19 protein-coding genes and 1 pseudogene are annotated in these 16,167 nt (G+C 34.7%); 11 read left to right on the top strand and 9 right to left on the bottom strand.

Annotation, left to right across the window (positions count from 1 at the left end):
* Positions 1–31: 31 nt before the first annotated feature.
* Genes H8B04_RS06025 through H8B04_RS06010 form a run of 4 tightly spaced genes read right to left on the bottom strand, consistent with a single transcriptional unit; the run spans position 32 to position 2,319 of the window.
* Complete coding sequence (locus tag H8B04_RS06025; RefSeq protein ID WP_190301760.1) at positions 32–727, bottom strand: pseudouridine synthase; 696 nt, start codon at positions 725–727, stop codon at positions 32–34.
* On the bottom strand, positions 727–1,095 hold the full coding sequence (locus H8B04_RS06020; protein WP_223815295.1) for a hypothetical protein: 369 nt from the start codon (positions 1,093–1,095) through the stop codon (positions 727–729). Before H8B04_RS06020 ends, H8B04_RS06025 begins: the two co-directional genes overlap by 1 nt.
* Positions 1,096–1,117: 22 nt before the next feature.
* Entirely contained in the window at positions 1,118–1,606 is a 489-nt protein-coding gene (locus tag H8B04_RS06015) for a DUF4112 domain-containing protein (protein WP_223815294.1), read from the bottom strand.
* Between the two features lie 2 nt (positions 1,607–1,608).
* Positions 1,609–2,319 (bottom strand): SIMPL domain-containing protein, encoded by a 711-nt coding sequence (locus H8B04_RS06010; protein WP_190301758.1) that lies wholly within the window; start codon positions 2,317–2,319, stop codon positions 1,609–1,611.
* A 137-nt stretch (positions 2,320–2,456) separates the two neighbouring features.
* Here H8B04_RS06010 and H8B04_RS06005 point away from each other — a divergent pair, with 137 nt between their 5' ends.
* Positions 2,457–2,648, top strand: coding sequence for a cold-shock protein (locus H8B04_RS06005; protein WP_132778007.1), 192 nt, complete (start codon positions 2,457–2,459; stop codon positions 2,646–2,648).
* A gap of 79 nt (positions 2,649–2,727) precedes the next feature.
* Here H8B04_RS06005 and H8B04_RS06000 read toward each other — a convergent pair whose 3' ends face one another.
* Positions 2,728–3,198: a DUF805 domain-containing protein gene (locus tag H8B04_RS06000; RefSeq protein ID WP_190301757.1), complete on the bottom strand. Its 471-nt coding sequence runs from the start codon at positions 3,196–3,198 to the stop codon at positions 2,728–2,730.
* Positions 3,199–3,269: 71 nt separating this feature from the next.
* Positions 3,270–3,992: a DNA repair protein RecO gene (recO, locus tag H8B04_RS05995; protein ID WP_190301756.1), complete on the bottom strand. Its 723-nt coding sequence runs from the start codon at positions 3,990–3,992 to the stop codon at positions 3,270–3,272.
* 308 nt (positions 3,993–4,300) lie between these two features.
* Between recO and rpmB the strand changes: the two genes are divergently transcribed.
* The 5 genes from rpmB to rimO all read left to right on the top strand — a co-directional run bounded on the left by rpmB (position 4,301) and on the right by rimO (position 7,643).
* Positions 4,301–4,534 (top strand): 50S ribosomal protein L28, encoded by a 234-nt coding sequence (gene rpmB / locus H8B04_RS05990; RefSeq protein ID WP_132778010.1) that lies wholly within the window; start codon positions 4,301–4,303, stop codon positions 4,532–4,534.
* A 71-nt stretch (positions 4,535–4,605) separates the two neighbouring features.
* On the top strand, positions 4,606–4,788 hold the full coding sequence (gene rpmG / locus H8B04_RS05985; protein WP_002998409.1) for a 50S ribosomal protein L33: 183 nt from the start codon (positions 4,606–4,608) through the stop codon (positions 4,786–4,788).
* A 47-nt stretch (positions 4,789–4,835) separates the two neighbouring features.
* Positions 4,836–4,997: a DUF4295 domain-containing protein gene (locus H8B04_RS05980; RefSeq protein ID WP_165292409.1), complete on the top strand. Its 162-nt coding sequence runs from the start codon at positions 4,836–4,838 to the stop codon at positions 4,995–4,997.
* A 145-nt stretch (positions 4,998–5,142) separates the two neighbouring features.
* On the top strand, positions 5,143–6,105 hold the full coding sequence (ftsY, locus tag H8B04_RS05975; RefSeq protein WP_190301755.1) for a signal recognition particle-docking protein FtsY: 963 nt from the start codon (positions 5,143–5,145) through the stop codon (positions 6,103–6,105).
* A gap of 203 nt (positions 6,106–6,308) precedes the next feature.
* Entirely contained in the window at positions 6,309–7,643 is a 1,335-nt protein-coding gene (gene rimO / locus H8B04_RS05970) for a 30S ribosomal protein S12 methylthiotransferase RimO (RefSeq protein WP_190301754.1), read from the top strand.
* A gap of 85 nt (positions 7,644–7,728) precedes the next feature.
* Here rimO and H8B04_RS05965 read toward each other — a convergent pair whose 3' ends face one another.
* On the bottom strand, positions 7,729–8,553 hold the full coding sequence (locus H8B04_RS05965) for an N-acetylmuramoyl-L-alanine amidase (RefSeq protein ID WP_165292412.1): 825 nt from the start codon (positions 8,551–8,553) through the stop codon (positions 7,729–7,731).
* 152 nt (positions 8,554–8,705) lie between these two features.
* Here H8B04_RS05965 and rlmN point away from each other — a divergent pair, with 152 nt between their 5' ends.
* Together rlmN and H8B04_RS17325 are read left to right on the top strand one after the other, a co-directional pair.
* Positions 8,706–9,761, top strand: a complete 1,056-nt coding sequence (gene rlmN / locus H8B04_RS05960; RefSeq protein WP_165292413.1) for a 23S rRNA (adenine(2503)-C(2))-methyltransferase RlmN — start codon at positions 8,706–8,708, stop codon at positions 9,759–9,761.
* 273 nt (positions 9,762–10,034) lie between these two features.
* Positions 10,035–10,484 carry a ComF family protein gene (locus tag H8B04_RS17325; protein WP_190301753.1) on the top strand — a complete coding sequence of 150 codons (450 nt, stop codon included), beginning with the start codon at positions 10,035–10,037 and terminating at the stop codon, positions 10,482–10,484.
* Between the two features lie 95 nt (positions 10,485–10,579).
* Here the strand turns inward: H8B04_RS17325 and H8B04_RS05950 are convergent, their stop codons facing one another.
* Positions 10,580–10,945, bottom strand: a complete 366-nt coding sequence (locus H8B04_RS05950; RefSeq protein WP_165292415.1) for a VanZ family protein — start codon at positions 10,943–10,945, stop codon at positions 10,580–10,582.
* Between the two features lie 214 nt (positions 10,946–11,159).
* On the opposite strand from H8B04_RS05950, the gene H8B04_RS05945 reads away from it, so the two are divergent.
* From H8B04_RS05945 to H8B04_RS05935, 3 genes are all read left to right on the top strand, one after another.
* Positions 11,160–11,504 carry a PadR family transcriptional regulator gene (locus tag H8B04_RS05945; RefSeq protein ID WP_165292416.1) on the top strand — a complete coding sequence of 115 codons (345 nt, stop codon included), beginning with the start codon at positions 11,160–11,162 and terminating at the stop codon, positions 11,502–11,504.
* 17 nt (positions 11,505–11,521) lie between these two features.
* A complete protein-coding gene (locus tag H8B04_RS05940; protein WP_190301752.1) occupies positions 11,522–13,264 on the top strand; it encodes a PspC domain-containing protein in 1,743 nt (580 codons plus the stop codon).
* Positions 13,265–13,462: 198 nt separating this feature from the next.
* Entirely contained in the window at positions 13,463–15,874 is a 2,412-nt protein-coding gene (locus tag H8B04_RS05935) for a TonB-dependent receptor domain-containing protein (RefSeq protein ID WP_190301751.1), read from the top strand.
* A gap of 94 nt (positions 15,875–15,968) precedes the next feature.
* Here H8B04_RS05935 and H8B04_RS17440 read toward each other — a convergent pair.
* Positions 15,969–16,160, bottom strand: a pseudogene (locus tag H8B04_RS17440) (transposase); the annotation flags it as partial.
* Positions 16,161–16,167: the final 7 nt, after the last annotated feature.

Raw genomic sequence — 16,167 nt, 5'->3', positions numbered from 1 at the left:
TTTTTGGATAAAAACAAAAAATTTTCGTTTCTCAGAATGTTGCAACCGTTTGCAAATCTAAAATTGATAGGACTCTTTTGAATTCTGAATTTAAATCTGCGCGAATTTTGATTTTTTTTCCAGTCCAAGGATGATCAAAATGAAGTTCTGAAGCATGTAAAAGCATCGTGTCCATTTCAAATCGTTCTTTCCACAGTTTATTTTGCTTATTACAACCATGAGGGCGATCGCCAATGATAGGATGCATAATATGCGCAAAATGCCTTCTTAACTGATGCATTCTTCCTGTTTCAGGATTTGCTTCAACTAGAGAATAACGAGAAGTTGGAAATTTTCCTTGTGGAACATCGATTTCCGCAGTTGCCAGACGTTTATAATGCGTAATGGCCTCTTGTGAAGTGCCATTCTCTTTTAGTAAGGGATAATCTATAGTGCCTTCTTCTGGACAATAACCTCTTAAAATAGCTAGATAAAGCTTATCCATTTTCTTATCCTGAAACAAAACCTGTGTTTTTTGATCGGTTTCTTTGTCCAAAGAAAATAAGAGTATTCCGCCTGTTTTTCGGTCCAAGCGATGAGCCGGATAGACAGGTTGTCCGATTTGGTCACGTAGTAATTGCAAAGCAAATTCTGAGGCATCGTTCGCAATGGAAGAACGATGAACCAACAATCCATGAGGTTTATTTATTGCGATGAGATGCTCATCGCGGTAAAGAATTTCTAACATTATAAATTTTTAAGAATACCCACGATTTCATCTGCTTTCTCATTGATTTCTGGGCTCAGCCATACTTTTTTGAAAGCTCCCCCTCCTATTGGTGTATTCTCTCCTTGCCATTTAATTTTGACAACCGTAAAAAGATAGTAATTCTCTATTACGACATTGTTTTGTACAAATTCTTGCACGATACGGTCGCCAAATAAAGTCATGCCCAACTGGAGTGCATCTTTATTCTCATAATTCAATTGATCCTCCAACAAGGACTTAGCTTTTTCTTTAATAGCGTATTCGAATTCCTCTTTTTTAGGATTGGTTAATAGGGCAGCTACCATAATTCCAAAGAGTAATAAAGCAAATATTCTGGTTGTGGACATTATTTCGTTTTTATGAATCATATTAGAATAAATTACCTAATGTATCAAAAATCCATTCCGCAAGGATATACATCAGGTAAAAAACAGCAACACACAAAAGTACTATAATAATAAATAAAGTTATCAATAAACCTTTTGCGCTGCCTTGATGTTTTCCTTCAAAATAATGCTCTCGAAGAAGTTTTACGTTCTTTTTGTTGGCTTTATTGAAAAAGTCAAAGGCATAGCCAATCAACGGAATTGAACCCAAAATAGCATCCAATAATACATTCAGAAGCATCTTAACAGCGACCTTTGAGCCTGCTCCATTGCGAAGCATGACGACTACCAATGCCAATGACATTCCAAAGGCCACAAATTGACCAGCATAGGGTATTAAATTCAAAAGAGGATCCAAGCCGAACCTGAACCCTCCAATGCTAAATTTATTATCTAATAGCGTAGACATCCGCTCTATCCAAGCGAAATCTTTCTCGCGCTTTTGCTGTATAAGATGATTTGTTTGTCCCAATTTTATTTCAATTCAAATACTCCGTCAATATAACAAGTCAACTTGATTGGACGAATATCTAAAGTAAGTTCATTTGACTCTGCAACACCATCCATCATCGCGGATTTTGCAAACATACGTGTCGTAGGAACTAATTCTCCAAAATTAAAGTTGCTATTATCGTTTATTACTAACACCTTCCCTACTGAACCACCGTCTGCTGCTGCTAAAATTTCAGCGTTAATACGTGCATCTTTTACTGCTGCAGTTTTCAATTCTTTTTCAATTTCACGTTTTTGTGTATGGTCGTATCCGCTGATTGAAGTGCTTTCCAATCCTTGAGGATCTACCTTATCCAACATACTGTGTAATCCATTTAAGTTTGTCACTTTGATACGATATTGACGTGATTGCAACAGTTCATTGTTCTTTTTCTTATTTTGATAATTGTAACTGTAGATATTTTGAACAGTGAAATCTTCTTTTTTCACCCCTATTGCCGTTGCTGCATCAAAAAGCTGCTTTTCTAAAGTCTCGATAAATACTTTTTTCTTCATATTACCATCCATATAAAATTCTTTCAAGGAAATTGAAAGGTAAATAATATCTGGAGTCACCTCTTTTTCAGCGTATCCTTTAGTCGCTACTTTGCGATAAGATTCAATATTGTTTGATTGGGCGTTTGTCATTAAGATAGTTCCAACTAGAAATGCAATTGTTAGTAATTTTTTCATATATCGTTTGAAATTAATATTTTCTGTATATAACGCATAGACAAACAAAATGCCACAATGTTTAATAATCAATCAAAATAATCTTGTAAATGATTTTATAAATCTTATCTTTAGATAAATTAAAATATAATACAGTAATGCAAGAAGGTAAAGTAAAATTCTTTAATGAGACCAAAGGTTTCGGTTTCATAGTGCCAGCATCGGGCGAAAGCGAAATTTTTGTTCACGTTTCAGGATTAGTAGACAAAGTTCGTGAGGGCGATGATGTATCTTACGAAGTAGAACAAGGTCGTAAAGGGCTTAACGCGGTAAATGTAAAAGTTATCTAATAGATTCTAAATATATTTATTGTGAGAAAGCTCGAAATCAATTGATTTCGAGCTTTTTTGCTTTTTATGAATTGTTCATTTAGCTATTTGTAAATGGATTATGTGTATCACGTTGGTCTGCAAATGGATCTGCACTTCCACCTTTTGGATCAGGACCATATTCATTTGTGCCATTTTCGCCTTCTTGAATATATAAATAGATTAAATATAACCAACCTATGCAGCAAACAAAACCCCATAATATATTCCATCCTGATTTACCTATATCATGTAATCTACGTACAGTAACAGCTAAGGAAGGAATTATTACCGCTAATGAATAAATTCCACTTAAGTATCCTGTAGATTGATATCTAGACATCCATTCCATACCTGGTAAGTTAACAGGTTCTGGTTGATAAGTATAGGTAAATCCTAGCATTTGATCTATTAAAGATAAACCCCAGGATATTATGATGTTAAATAATACAAACATCCAGAATTCTTTTCTTCTGGCACGCCCGCTGAAATTTGCGTAATTGTCTCTTACGACCTTTAAATACCATTCCATAATTTAGTTTTATTAAGTTAATACATATTATTACTTAATCAAAAATAAGATTATTCTTGATTTAATATATTTTAATGAAAAATTTCTTCCAAAATTTGTAAAGAATTAACTGTTCCAAAGTTCTCTGTATGAACTTTGTAGAAGTTAATAATCTGAGAAAGCAGATAAATACGATCTTCGTGCTTCATTTGAATTAAGTGAGATTCTTCATATGGCACATTTAATATAGCATGAAACATGTGGGTATGTGGTGCTTGTAAAGTGTAGGTATGAGCAGGAGCATATTTAGTGAATACGCCATCCACTAAGTCAAAATAGGGTAGAATTTCATCTGAGGAGGAGGGCATATAACCTAAAAACCTACTTAATTTCATTAAAAAACATAAATGAAAATTTTGAATAGGTTCATCTGTCTGATCTAGCCACAGAATAGATTGTTGAATAAAATTAAAAAGGTGAGGATCTGGTTGTTGCTGTTTTAAAACCTTATACAGTATTTCGTTTAAGAATATGGCAACTGAACTTTTGGTAATTTCAAGAGGAATTTGCTGTAATATAGGCCAAGAGGTAGCTTCTTTGATGCGTTGCAAGCTACCTGTATCTTTGTAGTAAACGACCAAATCCAATAGATGTAGAGGCTGCAGCATATTCACATGAATTTTAGCTTTGGGTTTACGTGCTCCATTAATCAAATAGGACTGAATTCCAAATTCTTCGGTGAAAAATTGCGCTACTACACTATTTTCTGAATAGTTCGTAATTTTTAAAGCTATTGCACGTGTTTTATGTAGCATTTATATCCCTTACGCTAAATTTACTTTTAGGCTAAAAGTACTAAGTAAACCTAGTAAACACAAGACGGATTTTGAAAGTTGATCAAATTATAAAATGTGAATTGTTGAAAACTATTTTTTTGGAGAACAATATGAGATAAATTGGAAAACCTCTACATTTGCTGTTCCTGCACTTTTTGGATTATTTTTAAAAATAATTCTGTCCATATTGTTGTAAATCCCAAAAGAAATATAGATATTTGCAAACTCTTTGCAGAGAGTGCAAAAGAGAATTGGTGTATAAATAGACAACATTAAAAATAAATATCATGTCAAGAATTTGTGATTTAACAGGCAAAACGGCATTAAAAGGAAATAACGTATCTCACTCGAACGTTAAGACTAAGCGTAAATTCTATCCTAATTTACAAACTAAACGTTTCTACATTCCTGAAGAAGATCGTTGGATCACTTTAAAAGTGTCTACGGCTGCAATTAAAACAATTAACAAAAACGGAATTACTTCGGTTATCAATAAATTTATCAAAAAAGGATACGTTTAATAGATAATCCGCCTGTTAATTAAAGATATTCATGAACTAATAGTCCGTGAGGATTAAACAAAGTAAAAACAATGGCTAAAAAAGGAAATAGAGTACAAGTAATCTTAGAGTGTACTGAACACAAAGAAAGTGGTCTTCCAGGGATGTCACGTTACATCACTACAAAAAACAAAAAGAACACAACAGAGCGTTTAGAATTGAAAAAATTCAACCCTGTATTGAGAAAAGTAACTGTTCATAAAGAAATTAAGTAATTAATTTTTGGACTTGCGAAAGCGGTTCAATATAAAAACATAATACCATGGCAAAGAAAGCGGTAGCATCATTACAAAAAGGTGGTGGTAAAGAGTTTACTAAAGTTATCATCACTGCAAAATCTGCTAAAACTGGAGCTTATACTTTCAAAGAAAGTATGGTACACAACGACAACGTAAAAGAAGTTGTTGCGGCAGCTACAAAATAAGCAAGAAAGATATTCCTTTTTTAAAGTTTTTCTTTAAAAAAACTGAAAGCCGTTTTGGTATACTCACCGAAAGGGCTTTTTTTAGTATGGCAAGATTTAAGTATATTTGAACTTGATTTTTAAGCATTAGTTATCATAAGTATACATGGGTTTATTTGATTTTTTCAAGAAGAAACAAGAGGCGCCTGAAGCTCAAGAAGCTTTGGATAAAAGTTTGGAGAAAACGAAAGAAGGTTTCTTTTCAAAGATTACCAAGGCTGTCGTTGGTAAATCGACGATTGATGACGATGTGTTGGATAATCTGGAGGAAGTATTGGTTACCTCGGACGTGGGTGTCACAACTACTTTGAAAATTGTCGAAAGAATCCAAGAACGTGTTGCACGTGATAAATATGTTGGAACAGATGAATTAAACCGTCTGTTGAAAGAAGAAATTCAAGCTCTTCTTGCTGAAAACAATAGTAATGATTTCGAGAGCTTCGAATATGGCAATCACAAACCTTATGTGATTATGGTCGTTGGAGTGAACGGCGTTGGTAAGACAACTACTATTGGTAAGTTAGCGCATCAACTCAAAGAAGCAGGTAACAAAGTAGTATTGGGCGCGGCAGATACGTTCAGAGCGGCTGCTGTTGACCAAATCAAACTTTGGGGTGAAAGAGTAGGTGTCCGTGTCGTAGCACAGGCTATGGGATCTGATCCAGCATCTGTGGCTTTTGATACGATTCAATCTGCTGTTTCTAATGGTGATGATGTGGCGATCATTGATACAGCTGGTCGTTTGCACAATAAAGTAGGCTTGATGAATGAGTTGGGTAAGATCAAAAATGTAATGCAAAAGGTAGTTCCTGGTGCTCCACATGAGATTTTATTGGTACTTGATGCTTCTACTGGACAAAATGCTATCGAGCAATGTACACAGTTTACACAAGCTACAGATGTGAACGCATTAGCGTTAACTAAATTAGACGGTACAGCAAAAGGCGGTGTCGTAATCGGTATTTCGGATCAGTTCAAAATTCCTGTGAAATATATTGGCGTAGGAGAGAAGATTGGTGATTTACAGCTTTTCAATAAGCGTGAATTTGTAGAGTCTCTGTTTAAATAGTATTTGAATAAAACTCTCAAATACTCAGTCATTTCGAGTGAAGTGCAAAGCTATGAGAAATCTCATCAGTTTAGATTCTCCCTTCGATCGAAATGACTAAAAATACTTTACTACCTTTCAAGTAAGAAAATCAGGGTTATTAATAATTTTTTGAAATTTAAGTTGTTCGGATAAGCGATTATCGGTACAATTCAACCATAATAATGAAAACAAAACATAGTAAATTCGAACCTATAGTAACAAAACCGCGTGTGAACGTAGTTACATTGGGATGTTCGAAAAATATTCACGACTCGGAAGTATTGATGGGTCAATTGAAAGGAAATCAAATTGATGTTGTTCACGAATCAAATAATATACAAGCAAATGATATTGTAGTTATCAATACTTGTGGATTTATTGATAATGCCAAACAGGAGTCTATTGACACGATTTTACAGTTTTCAGAGCTTAAGGATCAAGGAAAAGTAAATAAAGTAATTGTGACTGGATGTCTTTCTGAGCGATATAAGCCAGAATTGCAAACTGAAATACCTAATGTAGATGCTTACTTCGGAACGAATGATCTTCCAGAATTACTTTCTACTATCGGTGCAGATTATCGTCATGAATTATTAGGTGAACGTCTATTGACAACGCCTTCGCATTTTTCATATTTTAAAATTGCGGAAGGATGTAACCGACCATGTTCTTTCTGTGCTATTCCACTTATGCGTGGTAAACATATTTCAAAATCTATTGATGATTTAGTAAAAGAAGCGAAATTTTTGGCCTCAAATGGTACAAAAGAATTAATTCTTATTGCGCAAGATTTGACGTATTACGGTTTGGATATTTACGGTAAACGTAATTTATCGGATTTAATGCGTCACCTTTCTGATGTGGATGGTATCGAATGGATTCGTTTGCAATATGCTTATCCTTCAGGTTTCCCAATGGATATATTGGACACAATGAATGAACGTAGCAATATCTGTAATTATTTGGATATGCCATTGCAGCATATATCAGATAATATGTTGACATCGATGCGTCGTGGCACTTCTAAGCAAAAACAAATTGACCTTGTAAACAAAATCCGCGATAAAGTGCCTGATATCGCTTTACGTACCACATTGATATGTGGGTACCCAGGAGAGACAGAACAAGATTTTCAAGAGATGTTAGAGTGGGTAGAAGAAACACATTTTGACCGTTTGGGATGTTTCACTTATTCACATGAAGAGAAAACACATGCACACACATTAGAGGATGATGTTCCTGAAGAAGTAAAACAGGATCGAGTAGATGCGATCATGGAAGTCCAACAGGGTATATCATACGATATAAACCAAACTAAAGTTGGAAAAGAATTTAAAGTATTGGTGGATAGAGTGGATGGGGACTATTTCATAGGCCGTACAGAATATGATTCACCAGAGGTAGATAATGAAGTCATATTGAATGCAAAAGAAAATTATGCTCGTATTGGTGATTTTGTACAAGTGAGGGTGGATAGAGCAGAGGATTTTGATTTATTTGGTACTATTGTGAAGTAGTTAGATTATAACTTCTAGACATAAAAAGAAAGCAACCCTAGGGTTGCTTTTTTCTTTAGGTAGCTGATTATAATACTCCTGGTTTTTATAGATTTTTTTTAAAAATATTATATAGAATCTTTAAATCATTTTCATTTAAATTCGCAGTATTTGTCTCTTTTTGAATATAATGGTTTTTAAATCCCTTAACTGCAGCATCTAAATTCTTAACATCATATCCTATCACTCGAAGTGCTAAACGAACATCAAAATTTGCTGGTGGTGTTTCCAAATACTCATCATACCAATATCCGAAGCCCGCTTCTGCTAATTTTTTCCAAGGAAAACGAGAAGGATCATTTTTGCGCGTTGGTGCATAATCCATATGACCAATGAAATTTGCTTGAGGGATTTTATATGTGTCTTTTAAGTAACTTAAAAGTTTAATTAGTGCATCAATCTGTACATCAGTCCATGGATCGGTAGTTCCATTGTTATCCAATTCAATACCTATAGATGATGAATTTAGGTCGGTATCATTGCCCCATTTTCCCGCTCCAGCATGATGACCTCGGTATAAATCATTTACCATTTGGACTATTTTTCCGTCTCTTCCAATTACATAATGTGAACTTACACCAGCCTTAGCACTATGAAATGTTTTTACCGTTTGCGCTAATGAGTCTTGCGCAGTATGATGAATCATCACATAATTAGGTTTTCTTACGCCAAAATTAATCGAGCCAATCCATTCTTTCTCTAAGGAATTAATTTTCTCAATTTGAGAAGTAACAGGGGCTTCGCGATATAATTCAGCAAACTCCTTTGCTTTCTTTTTGTATACTTTTTCGGTAGCGGCATATTTACCACCTCCACAAGAAGTTGCTAAGGCCGCTACAAATAGAAATGGAATAATTAGTGATTTTTTCATTGTTTAAATTGAATTTAAGATGCAATATAGCTAAGTTAAAGGAATTTCAATGAAAAAGGATAATCTCTTGAAGACAACTTGCTGTAAGTCATTTAAATGTTATAGTAACAGGAGAGAATTAAGTACAATAAAAATTTCCCTATCTTTGTAGCGTGAATACAGCAACAAAATTGATAGATATCCGTAATCTTTCCCTTGATCAGATCAAAGAGAAGTTGGTAGAAATGGGAGAGCAAGCTTTTCGTGCAAAACAAATCTATGAGTGGCTTTGGCAAAAGTCTGTTACGGATTTTGAGCAAATGAGTAATCTGAGTAAAGCATTACGTGATAAATTGAAAGAAAATTTTACTATCAATTATGTACAAGTAAAACAATCTCAAGTTTCCTCTGACAAAACTATAAAAAGTAGTTTTGTACTGTATGATGGTAATATCATCGAAGGGGTATTAATTCCTACTCCTGAACGTATGACCGCTTGTGTCAGTTCTCAAGTTGGTTGCAGTTTGACTTGTAAATTCTGTGCAACAGGATATATGGATCGTAAACGTAATCTTAATGCGGACGAAATATATGATCAAGTTGTTTTGATAGATAAGCAAGCTAAAGACAATTACGGTATTCCATTAAGTAATATTGTATATATGGGAATGGGTGAGCCATTGCTTAACTATTCTAATATGATGAAATCTATAGAACGGATTACGTCTCCAGACGGTCTGAATATGGCTGCAAAGCGTATTACCGTTTCTACTGCAGGTATTGCAAAGATGATCAAAAAGTTGGGTGATGATGAGGTGCGTTTCAATTTGGCTTTATCACTTCATGCGGCAAATGATGAGAAGCGAAATGAAATTATGCCTATTAATGAGCAAAACTCATTGAAATCTTTGGCCGAAGCTTTGCGATATTACTATTCTAAAACAAAAAATCCAATTACCTTCGAATATATAGTGTTTAACAATTTCAATGACGAATTGCAAGACGCTAAAGAATTGGCTAAATTCTGTAAGCATGTACCTTGTAAAGTAAATATCATTGAATACAACCCTATATCTTTAGCAGATTTTGTAAATGCAGAAGCGGATAAAATTGATGCTTTCGCTAGCTATTTACGTAGCCAAGGTGTGGTAACCAATGTTCGGCGCAGTCGTGGTAAAGATATCGATGCTGCCTGCGGTCAGTTAGCTATCAAAGAAAAATCAAATTAATTTCGTGTCTTAAAGAATAGTAACTAATTGTATTCTTTTATGTTGTTGAGAAATTATTTCAACGATTTTTTTACACGTTTTATTTCCAAGGTTATTTATGGCTTGTAATACTGCCATGTTTACTAAAGAGGAAGTGTTGTGTATGAACTGTCTATTTCATTTGCCTTTTACAGATTTTCATTTAGATCACAATAATTAAACTGCCCGTCAATTTTGGGGAAAATTCATTTTGAACCAGCCTTTTCGATACTGCACTTAGTCAAATTTTCCCGTGTGGAAACTCTTTTGCATAAGCTTAAGTGTAAAATTCAACCTGAAAAAGGTGTTTTCTTAGGTGAATTATATGGGAAGCGTCTCAAAAGAGTGATCGAACATATTGATATAATTATCCCAATTCCCATTCATATAAATAAACTTAGAAAAAGGGGCTACAATCAAGCGGCTCAATTTGCTTTTGGTTTGAGTCTTGGTCTGGATATTCTACTGGATGAGAATATTTTGAAAAGAGACATATTGTCGATTAGTTACACACAAAAATCAAGAACAGAACGATACAATAATGTGAAAGGAGTATTTTCTGTAAGTATAACCAGAAATCTACAAGAGAAACATATTCTTCTTGTAGATGATGTCTTGACAACAGGAGCTTCCATTTGTGAAGCAGCTCAACTATTAATTTACAAGGGCACAAAAGTTTCGATTGCTACTATTGGGCGTGAATAATATGTTATCTTCTTTTTGGTGTATATGGTTTAGGACAGCCACAATTGCTGGTTCCACAGGATTGAAACCCTATTGCTAGCATTGATAATATTATGCTAATTAGTATAAATCTCTTCATTTTTTTTGGCTTTATTACCTCTATATAGCAAGAGAAATGAAAATGTTGCCATTCCTATCCCTATACAATCCGCATATATATCATATAAATCCGCAGTACGGCTAGAAACGTGCTTTTGAGCTTCTTCTGTAAATAACGCGAAAATGACAGTACTTATTACCACTTTGCTGACGATAATCCACATATTTCCTTTCCATTTCGATTTCATTGCAGACTCCCAATATAATAAGATGGCAAGAACAAAGAAAATTCCCATATGTACTACTTTATCTATACCAGCAAAAAGCTCATATTTTCGGACGTCGGGTAATTCGTTAGGTGGTAATAATAAGAGGGTTAACATTATAATTCCCCATACTATAGCCCAGATATAGCTAAAAAAATATTTCATTGTCGCAAAAGTGTTATAAATCAATAAGAAATCCTAATAATTAACACAATTTAATATGTTGATACATATTAAATAAAATTTATTTGACTGTTAATCAATAGATTATGTTTTTATATACTACTATGTATTGCAAAGTACCATCCAAAGGATATAACTTTGTATTATTATGATAGCGGAAAACACACAAACGCAGATGCGGAAAGGTATACTTGAGTACTGTATACTTTCGATTATTTCCAGAGGAGAAATATATGCATCAGATATAATTGCGGAATTGAAACGCGCTCAATTGCTTGTAGTGGAGGGGACGCTGTATCCTTTATTGACCCGGCTGAAAAACAATGGGTTATTGAGTTACAATTGGCAAGAATCAACTTCAGGGCCACCGCGTAAATATTACCAAATTACTCATGAAGGTAATGAAGTATTGCAAAAACTAGATGTGACATGGAAGGAGTTGGTTTTTGCGGTAGAAACATCATTGCAAGGCAGAAATGAATCAAACAACTAACACAAATATTTACGACCATGAATAAAACAATTATTATAAATATAAATAGTATAGTCTTTCACATCGAAGAGGAAGCTTACGAAACACTACGCTCGTATATGATAGATATCAAAAGACATTTTGGCAAATCTTCAGATAGCCAGGAAATCTTACTAGATATCGAAAACAGAATTGCAGAGATGTTTTCTGAAAAGATACATGCAGGCCGCAAAGAAGTGATTTCTTTGGACGATGTGAATCATGTTATCAGTCAAATGGGCAAAGTGAGTGATTTTGAAGGAGAAACGGAGGAAGATATATATGAGCAAGCAAATGCTAATAGTGAGTCAGAGACGCATTCACATATACCATATTCAGCTCCTGTGGATAAAAAATTGATGCGTAATGCAGATGACAAGATTTTTGGAGGTGTATGTAGCGGTCTGGGAGCTTACTTTAATATGGAAACCAAATGGATGCGCTTGATATTTGTGTGTTTTTTCTTATTTGGGGGGTCGGGCATTATGCTTTATATTATACTATGGATAGTAATGCCTGTTGCGGTTTCGCGAGCGGACAAAATGGCGATGAAAGGAGAATCACCTACTTTACAAAATTTTAAGAAAAGTTTTGAGGAAGAAATACAAGGATTGAACCCTCATTTTTCGAAAGCGAAATCTGAAATTGCAAAAGGTACAGCTGCAGTTGGTAGTGGTGTTTCAAAGGTGGGGAGATTTTTCCTACGCCTGATCGCTTTCTTTATTCTGATAGTTTGTGCTTTGACTCTTTTCGGTTTAGCGATTGCTTGTATTGGTTTTATTACAGGTGTATTGGGGTATCAACGTGAGATGGTATTCCCTGGTACCGAATTTTTGAATACACCGCAAGCTATTGTTGCCTTGATAGCAGGAACATTAGCTATTGCTATTCCATTTTTCGCACTGTTTCAGCTAATGCTTCGTATACTTTTTAGAACACAACCTTTGAATCATTATTTCTCGTTGGGCCTGTGGGCCACGTGGATTTCGTCAATCATTGCAGTAGTATTCTTTAGTTTTATTGGGGCACAAGAGTTCAAAGAATCAAGTACCATAAAAGTTGAAAAACCTATAAATGCTCAAAAGGTATACTATATCTCCGAGAAAGATGTTCGACTTATAGAAGCCTCTGAGGTAGATAAAAATGGTAAAAAATTTAAAATTGAATTAAATGGTGAGGATTTGGAGTACGCCTTGCGTAGGGACATTAGTATCAATTTTGAAAGTATTGACTCACTAGCAAAACCTTATATTCAATACAATTATTTTGCGCGAGGTAGGACTTATCAAGCGGCAACGACGAATGCTGCGGAAATAAATTATTTGGCAAATCAAATGGATAATAAAATAATTTTTAATTCGCACTTTGGTATCAACCCTGATAAGAAGTATAGAGATCAATCCGTGTCCGCAACGCTTTATTTGCCTGTAGGATCACGTGTTGTAATAGATAAATCCATAGAATATAAGCTAAGAGATTTATCATTTTGGGATTGTCAGCGCGCTTACGATTCTGATGAAGAGGTTAAAAGTACAGAGTGGATCATGGGAAGAACAGGATTACAATGTACACCAAGGTTTTTACCTATAGAAAAGAAGTCCGATACTGAACAAACCGAAGCAGCTGTCGAAGATTTGGTCAAACAAGCTGAAAAGCATGCTAAAGAAGCAGAAGAGCATGCGCGTAAAGTGGAAGAAGAAGCAAACAAATTGTCTGAGCGTGTAGCTGTTACTGTGCAATAATCTTTTTTTGCGATAGAAAAATACTCAATTTGTCGCCTTTAAATAAAAATTAAAGGCGACAAATTTTTTACCGACCAATTTTACTATTTCACCGAAAATCTACCTCTTTTGGTCTAATACGAATTCTCATACTTGTATTTTCAGCCTAATTTCGGAGAGAAATAAATAAACAGAAGAGTAAACAGAAACTAACCACACATGAAAATACTTTTACATACTTTAAGTTGCATGGTTCTTTGCTTGCAATTTGCTTTCGCTCAGCAAAAGACCATTAGCGGTATCATCAAAAATGCGGATAATACACCAATTGTTAATGCTTCGGTATTTTTAGTGACTGAACCAAACCGAGGTTTTATTAAATCTGCAATCACAGACGAAAAAGGACAATTCAAATTTTTAGGTTTTCCAAAAGGAAATTTTAGAATAGAAGCCACGGCGGTGGGTTACGCTAAAGGTGAATCTGGAGCATTCCAAACAGCAGACAGTTCTATTACTATAGAGGATATAATATTGCAAGTCTTGACAAAAGAATTGGAAGCCGTAAGCGTGCAAGGTCAACTTCCTCAAATCCAACATACCAATGGAAGATTGGTGATGAATGTAGAAAATTCATCTATCAGTGCTGGAAACAATGCGTTGGAAGTTTTGAAAAGAGCTCCTGGTGTAGACGTTGATAAGGATGACAATATCTCCTTAATGGGACAGCAAGGTGTGAATGTGACAATCGATGGTCGTCAAACCTATATGACGGGTGAGCAATTGGCGACTTTCTTGAAAAGTACGGATGGAAGCCAGATTAAAAGCATTGAACTTTCTACCACTCGTTCAGCGAAGGACGATGCAGAAGGAACAGCGGGTGTGATTAATATTGTGATGAAGAAAAACCGTTTGGAAGGTTTCAATGGCTCATTTGTGGGCAGTGGAGCAGTAGGGGAAAAATGGAGGGGTAATAGCTCATTAAGCGTAAATTATAAGAAAAACAACTCGACCTTCTTTACGAACTATTCTTATACCGATAATAATTACAACGAGAATATTCGAATTACGCGTATCATTCCTAATGATGTTGCCGATACTTATTTTGATCAAACATCTAGATTTGAAAATGCCGATAAAACTCATAATTACAAATTGGGGTTTGAGCAAAAGACATCAGCACGTAATACTTTTATGATCCAGTTTAATGGAGCGAACAATAAAGAAGATCAGCTTACTCCAGGGACGACCCTTATGTCTCAGCCGAATAGATCTGTAGATTCTATAATGGTATCTGATAATAATAATGATGAGAAATTTAACCGTTATTCGGTGAATATCAACAATGAGTTCGTGATCGATTCTACAGGTAAAAAATTAACTGCTGATTTTGACTATAGCACTTTCAAAACCAATTCGGTGTTGAATTATGGGTACTATTCTTATTTCGGCGATGGAGAAACATTAATGTATGCTCCAGAATTTGAAAGAAGCACATTTGGTGTGGACATAAATATATTAGCAACGAAATTAGATTACACACAAAAATTGTGGAAAGGAAATATTGAAACAGGAGCGAAGTACAGTAATGTACAGTCTGATAATGATGTGTATTTTGAAAACCGTGTAGGTTCCAATTGGGAAAACAATACAAATCGTTCGAATATATTTAATTATGAAGAACAGATCTTAGCGGGATATTTTGATTACAGCACTAATATCAAAAAATGGGGAATTAAGGCTGGATTGAGAGGAGAATATACTATTTCTGACGGTCATTCTATTACGCAAAATAAACAAGTAAAACGTGATTATTTTGATTTGTTCCCTTCGGCTTCTTTGTCTTATAATGCTCACGAAAACCATGTTTTTGCATTGAATTATTCTCGTAAGGTTTCTCGTCCTAATTACAGAAACTTGAATCCTTTTGAATATTATGTAGATAAAAGAACGTACAATAAAGGTAATCCATATTTGAATCCGCAGTACACGGATGGCTTTTCATTCAACTACACATTGTATAAAAGATTTAATATTGCGTTAGGACATGACATCACAAAAGGTGCAATGATAGAAAGCTTGGGTCAAGATACAGTATTAAAAACTACGTGGATTACGCGAGAGAATCTAGGCGAGCAGACTACTTCTTACATCAACTTGACTATTCCTTATCGCTTTGGTAAAGTCTGGACCATGTTTAATAATATCACAGGTATCTATATGCACTTTAAAGGTCCAGTTTCGGGTTACCATGTGAACTTGGGTTCAGCGTTTATACAAGCGAATATAAACAACAATTTCAGATTTAGTAAACAATTTACTGGTGAAGTATCTGTACGTTATAATTCGCCTTTTATTTACAATATGTACAAAATTCAGACACGTTGGGGAACAGATATCGGCGCGACTTACAATTTGAAAGATGAACGTACCTCTTTGAAATTAGCAGTTACGGATATTTTCCATACAAACCACAACAATGTGTTTACAGAATTCGAAGAATTTAATTCTAAAATATATCAATACCGAGATAGCCAAACTGTACGTCTGACATTGACTTATAAATTTGGTAATCTAAAACAATCAATTCGCCGGGTGAATGACAGTAGCGAAGAGAAAGAAAGAGCGTTATAATATAAGTTTTGTTCAAGGTTTTTAATTTAAAGATGACCGTAGACTGAAAGAGTCTGCGGTCTTTTTTATAAAACGACTCACCCTGATTGAGAATATACTCACGAATAGTATCAGGAGATGCTTCACCTATTGAACAAACAAAATAACCATCAGAGCAGAAAGTATATTCTTTCCAAAAATGTTTAAATAAGAATGACCTGTGTGGTGAACGCCAAATGTAATAAGTAGATTCTTGTTTTAACTTGCGAACAATAGAAGTAATTGAAACACGAGGGATATAACGAATAAGAAAA

This window comes from Sphingobacterium litopenaei (genome assembly GCF_014692495.1).
GTDB classification, from domain to species: domain Bacteria; phylum Bacteroidota; class Bacteroidia; order Sphingobacteriales; family Sphingobacteriaceae; genus Sphingobacterium; species Sphingobacterium litopenaei.
This window is presented reverse-complemented; position numbering and strand designations above follow the sequence as displayed.

Excerpts from the sequence above, each read along its gene's own strand:
- H8B04_RS05945 (WP_165292416.1), top strand. The coding sequence starts at position 11,160 with ATGATAGCGGAAAACACACAAACGCAGATGCGGAAAGGTATACTTGAG.
- ftsY (WP_190301755.1), top strand. The coding sequence starts at position 5,143 with ATGGGTTTATTTGATTTTTTCAAGAAGAAACAAGAGGCGCCTGAAGCT.
- H8B04_RS05980 (WP_165292409.1), top strand. The coding sequence starts at position 4,836 with ATGGCAAAGAAAGCGGTAGCATCATTACAAAAAGGTGGTGGTAAAGAG.
- H8B04_RS05940 (WP_190301752.1), top strand. The coding sequence starts at position 11,522 with ATGAATAAAACAATTATTATAAATATAAATAGTATAGTCTTTCACATC.
- rimO (WP_190301754.1), top strand. The coding sequence starts at position 6,309 with ATGAAAACAAAACATAGTAAATTCGAACCTATAGTAACAAAACCGCGT.
- H8B04_RS06000 (WP_190301757.1), bottom strand. The coding sequence starts at position 3,198 with ATGGAATGGTATTTAAAGGTCGTAAGAGACAATTACGCAAATTTCAGC.
- rpmB (WP_132778010.1), top strand. The coding sequence starts at position 4,301 with ATGTCAAGAATTTGTGATTTAACAGGCAAAACGGCATTAAAAGGAAAT.
- H8B04_RS05950 (WP_165292415.1), bottom strand. The coding sequence starts at position 10,945 with ATGTTAACCCTCTTATTATTACCACCTAACGAATTACCCGACGTCCGA.
- H8B04_RS05935 (WP_190301751.1), top strand. The coding sequence starts at position 13,463 with ATGAAAATACTTTTACATACTTTAAGTTGCATGGTTCTTTGCTTGCAA.
- H8B04_RS06005 (WP_132778007.1), top strand. The coding sequence starts at position 2,457 with ATGCAAGAAGGTAAAGTAAAATTCTTTAATGAGACCAAAGGTTTCGGT.
- recO (WP_190301756.1), bottom strand. The coding sequence starts at position 3,992 with ATGCTACATAAAACACGTGCAATAGCTTTAAAAATTACGAACTATTCA.
- H8B04_RS05965 (WP_165292412.1), bottom strand. The coding sequence starts at position 8,553 with ATGAAAAAATCACTAATTATTCCATTTCTATTTGTAGCGGCCTTAGCA.
- rpmG (WP_002998409.1), top strand. The coding sequence starts at position 4,606 with ATGGCTAAAAAAGGAAATAGAGTACAAGTAATCTTAGAGTGTACTGAA.
- H8B04_RS06020 (WP_223815295.1), bottom strand. The coding sequence starts at position 1,095 with ATGTCCACAACCAGAATATTTGCTTTATTACTCTTTGGAATTATGGTA.
- H8B04_RS06010 (WP_190301758.1), bottom strand. The coding sequence starts at position 2,319 with ATGAAAAAATTACTAACAATTGCATTTCTAGTTGGAACTATCTTAATG.
- H8B04_RS06025 (WP_190301760.1), bottom strand. The coding sequence starts at position 727 with ATGTTAGAAATTCTTTACCGCGATGAGCATCTCATCGCAATAAATAAA.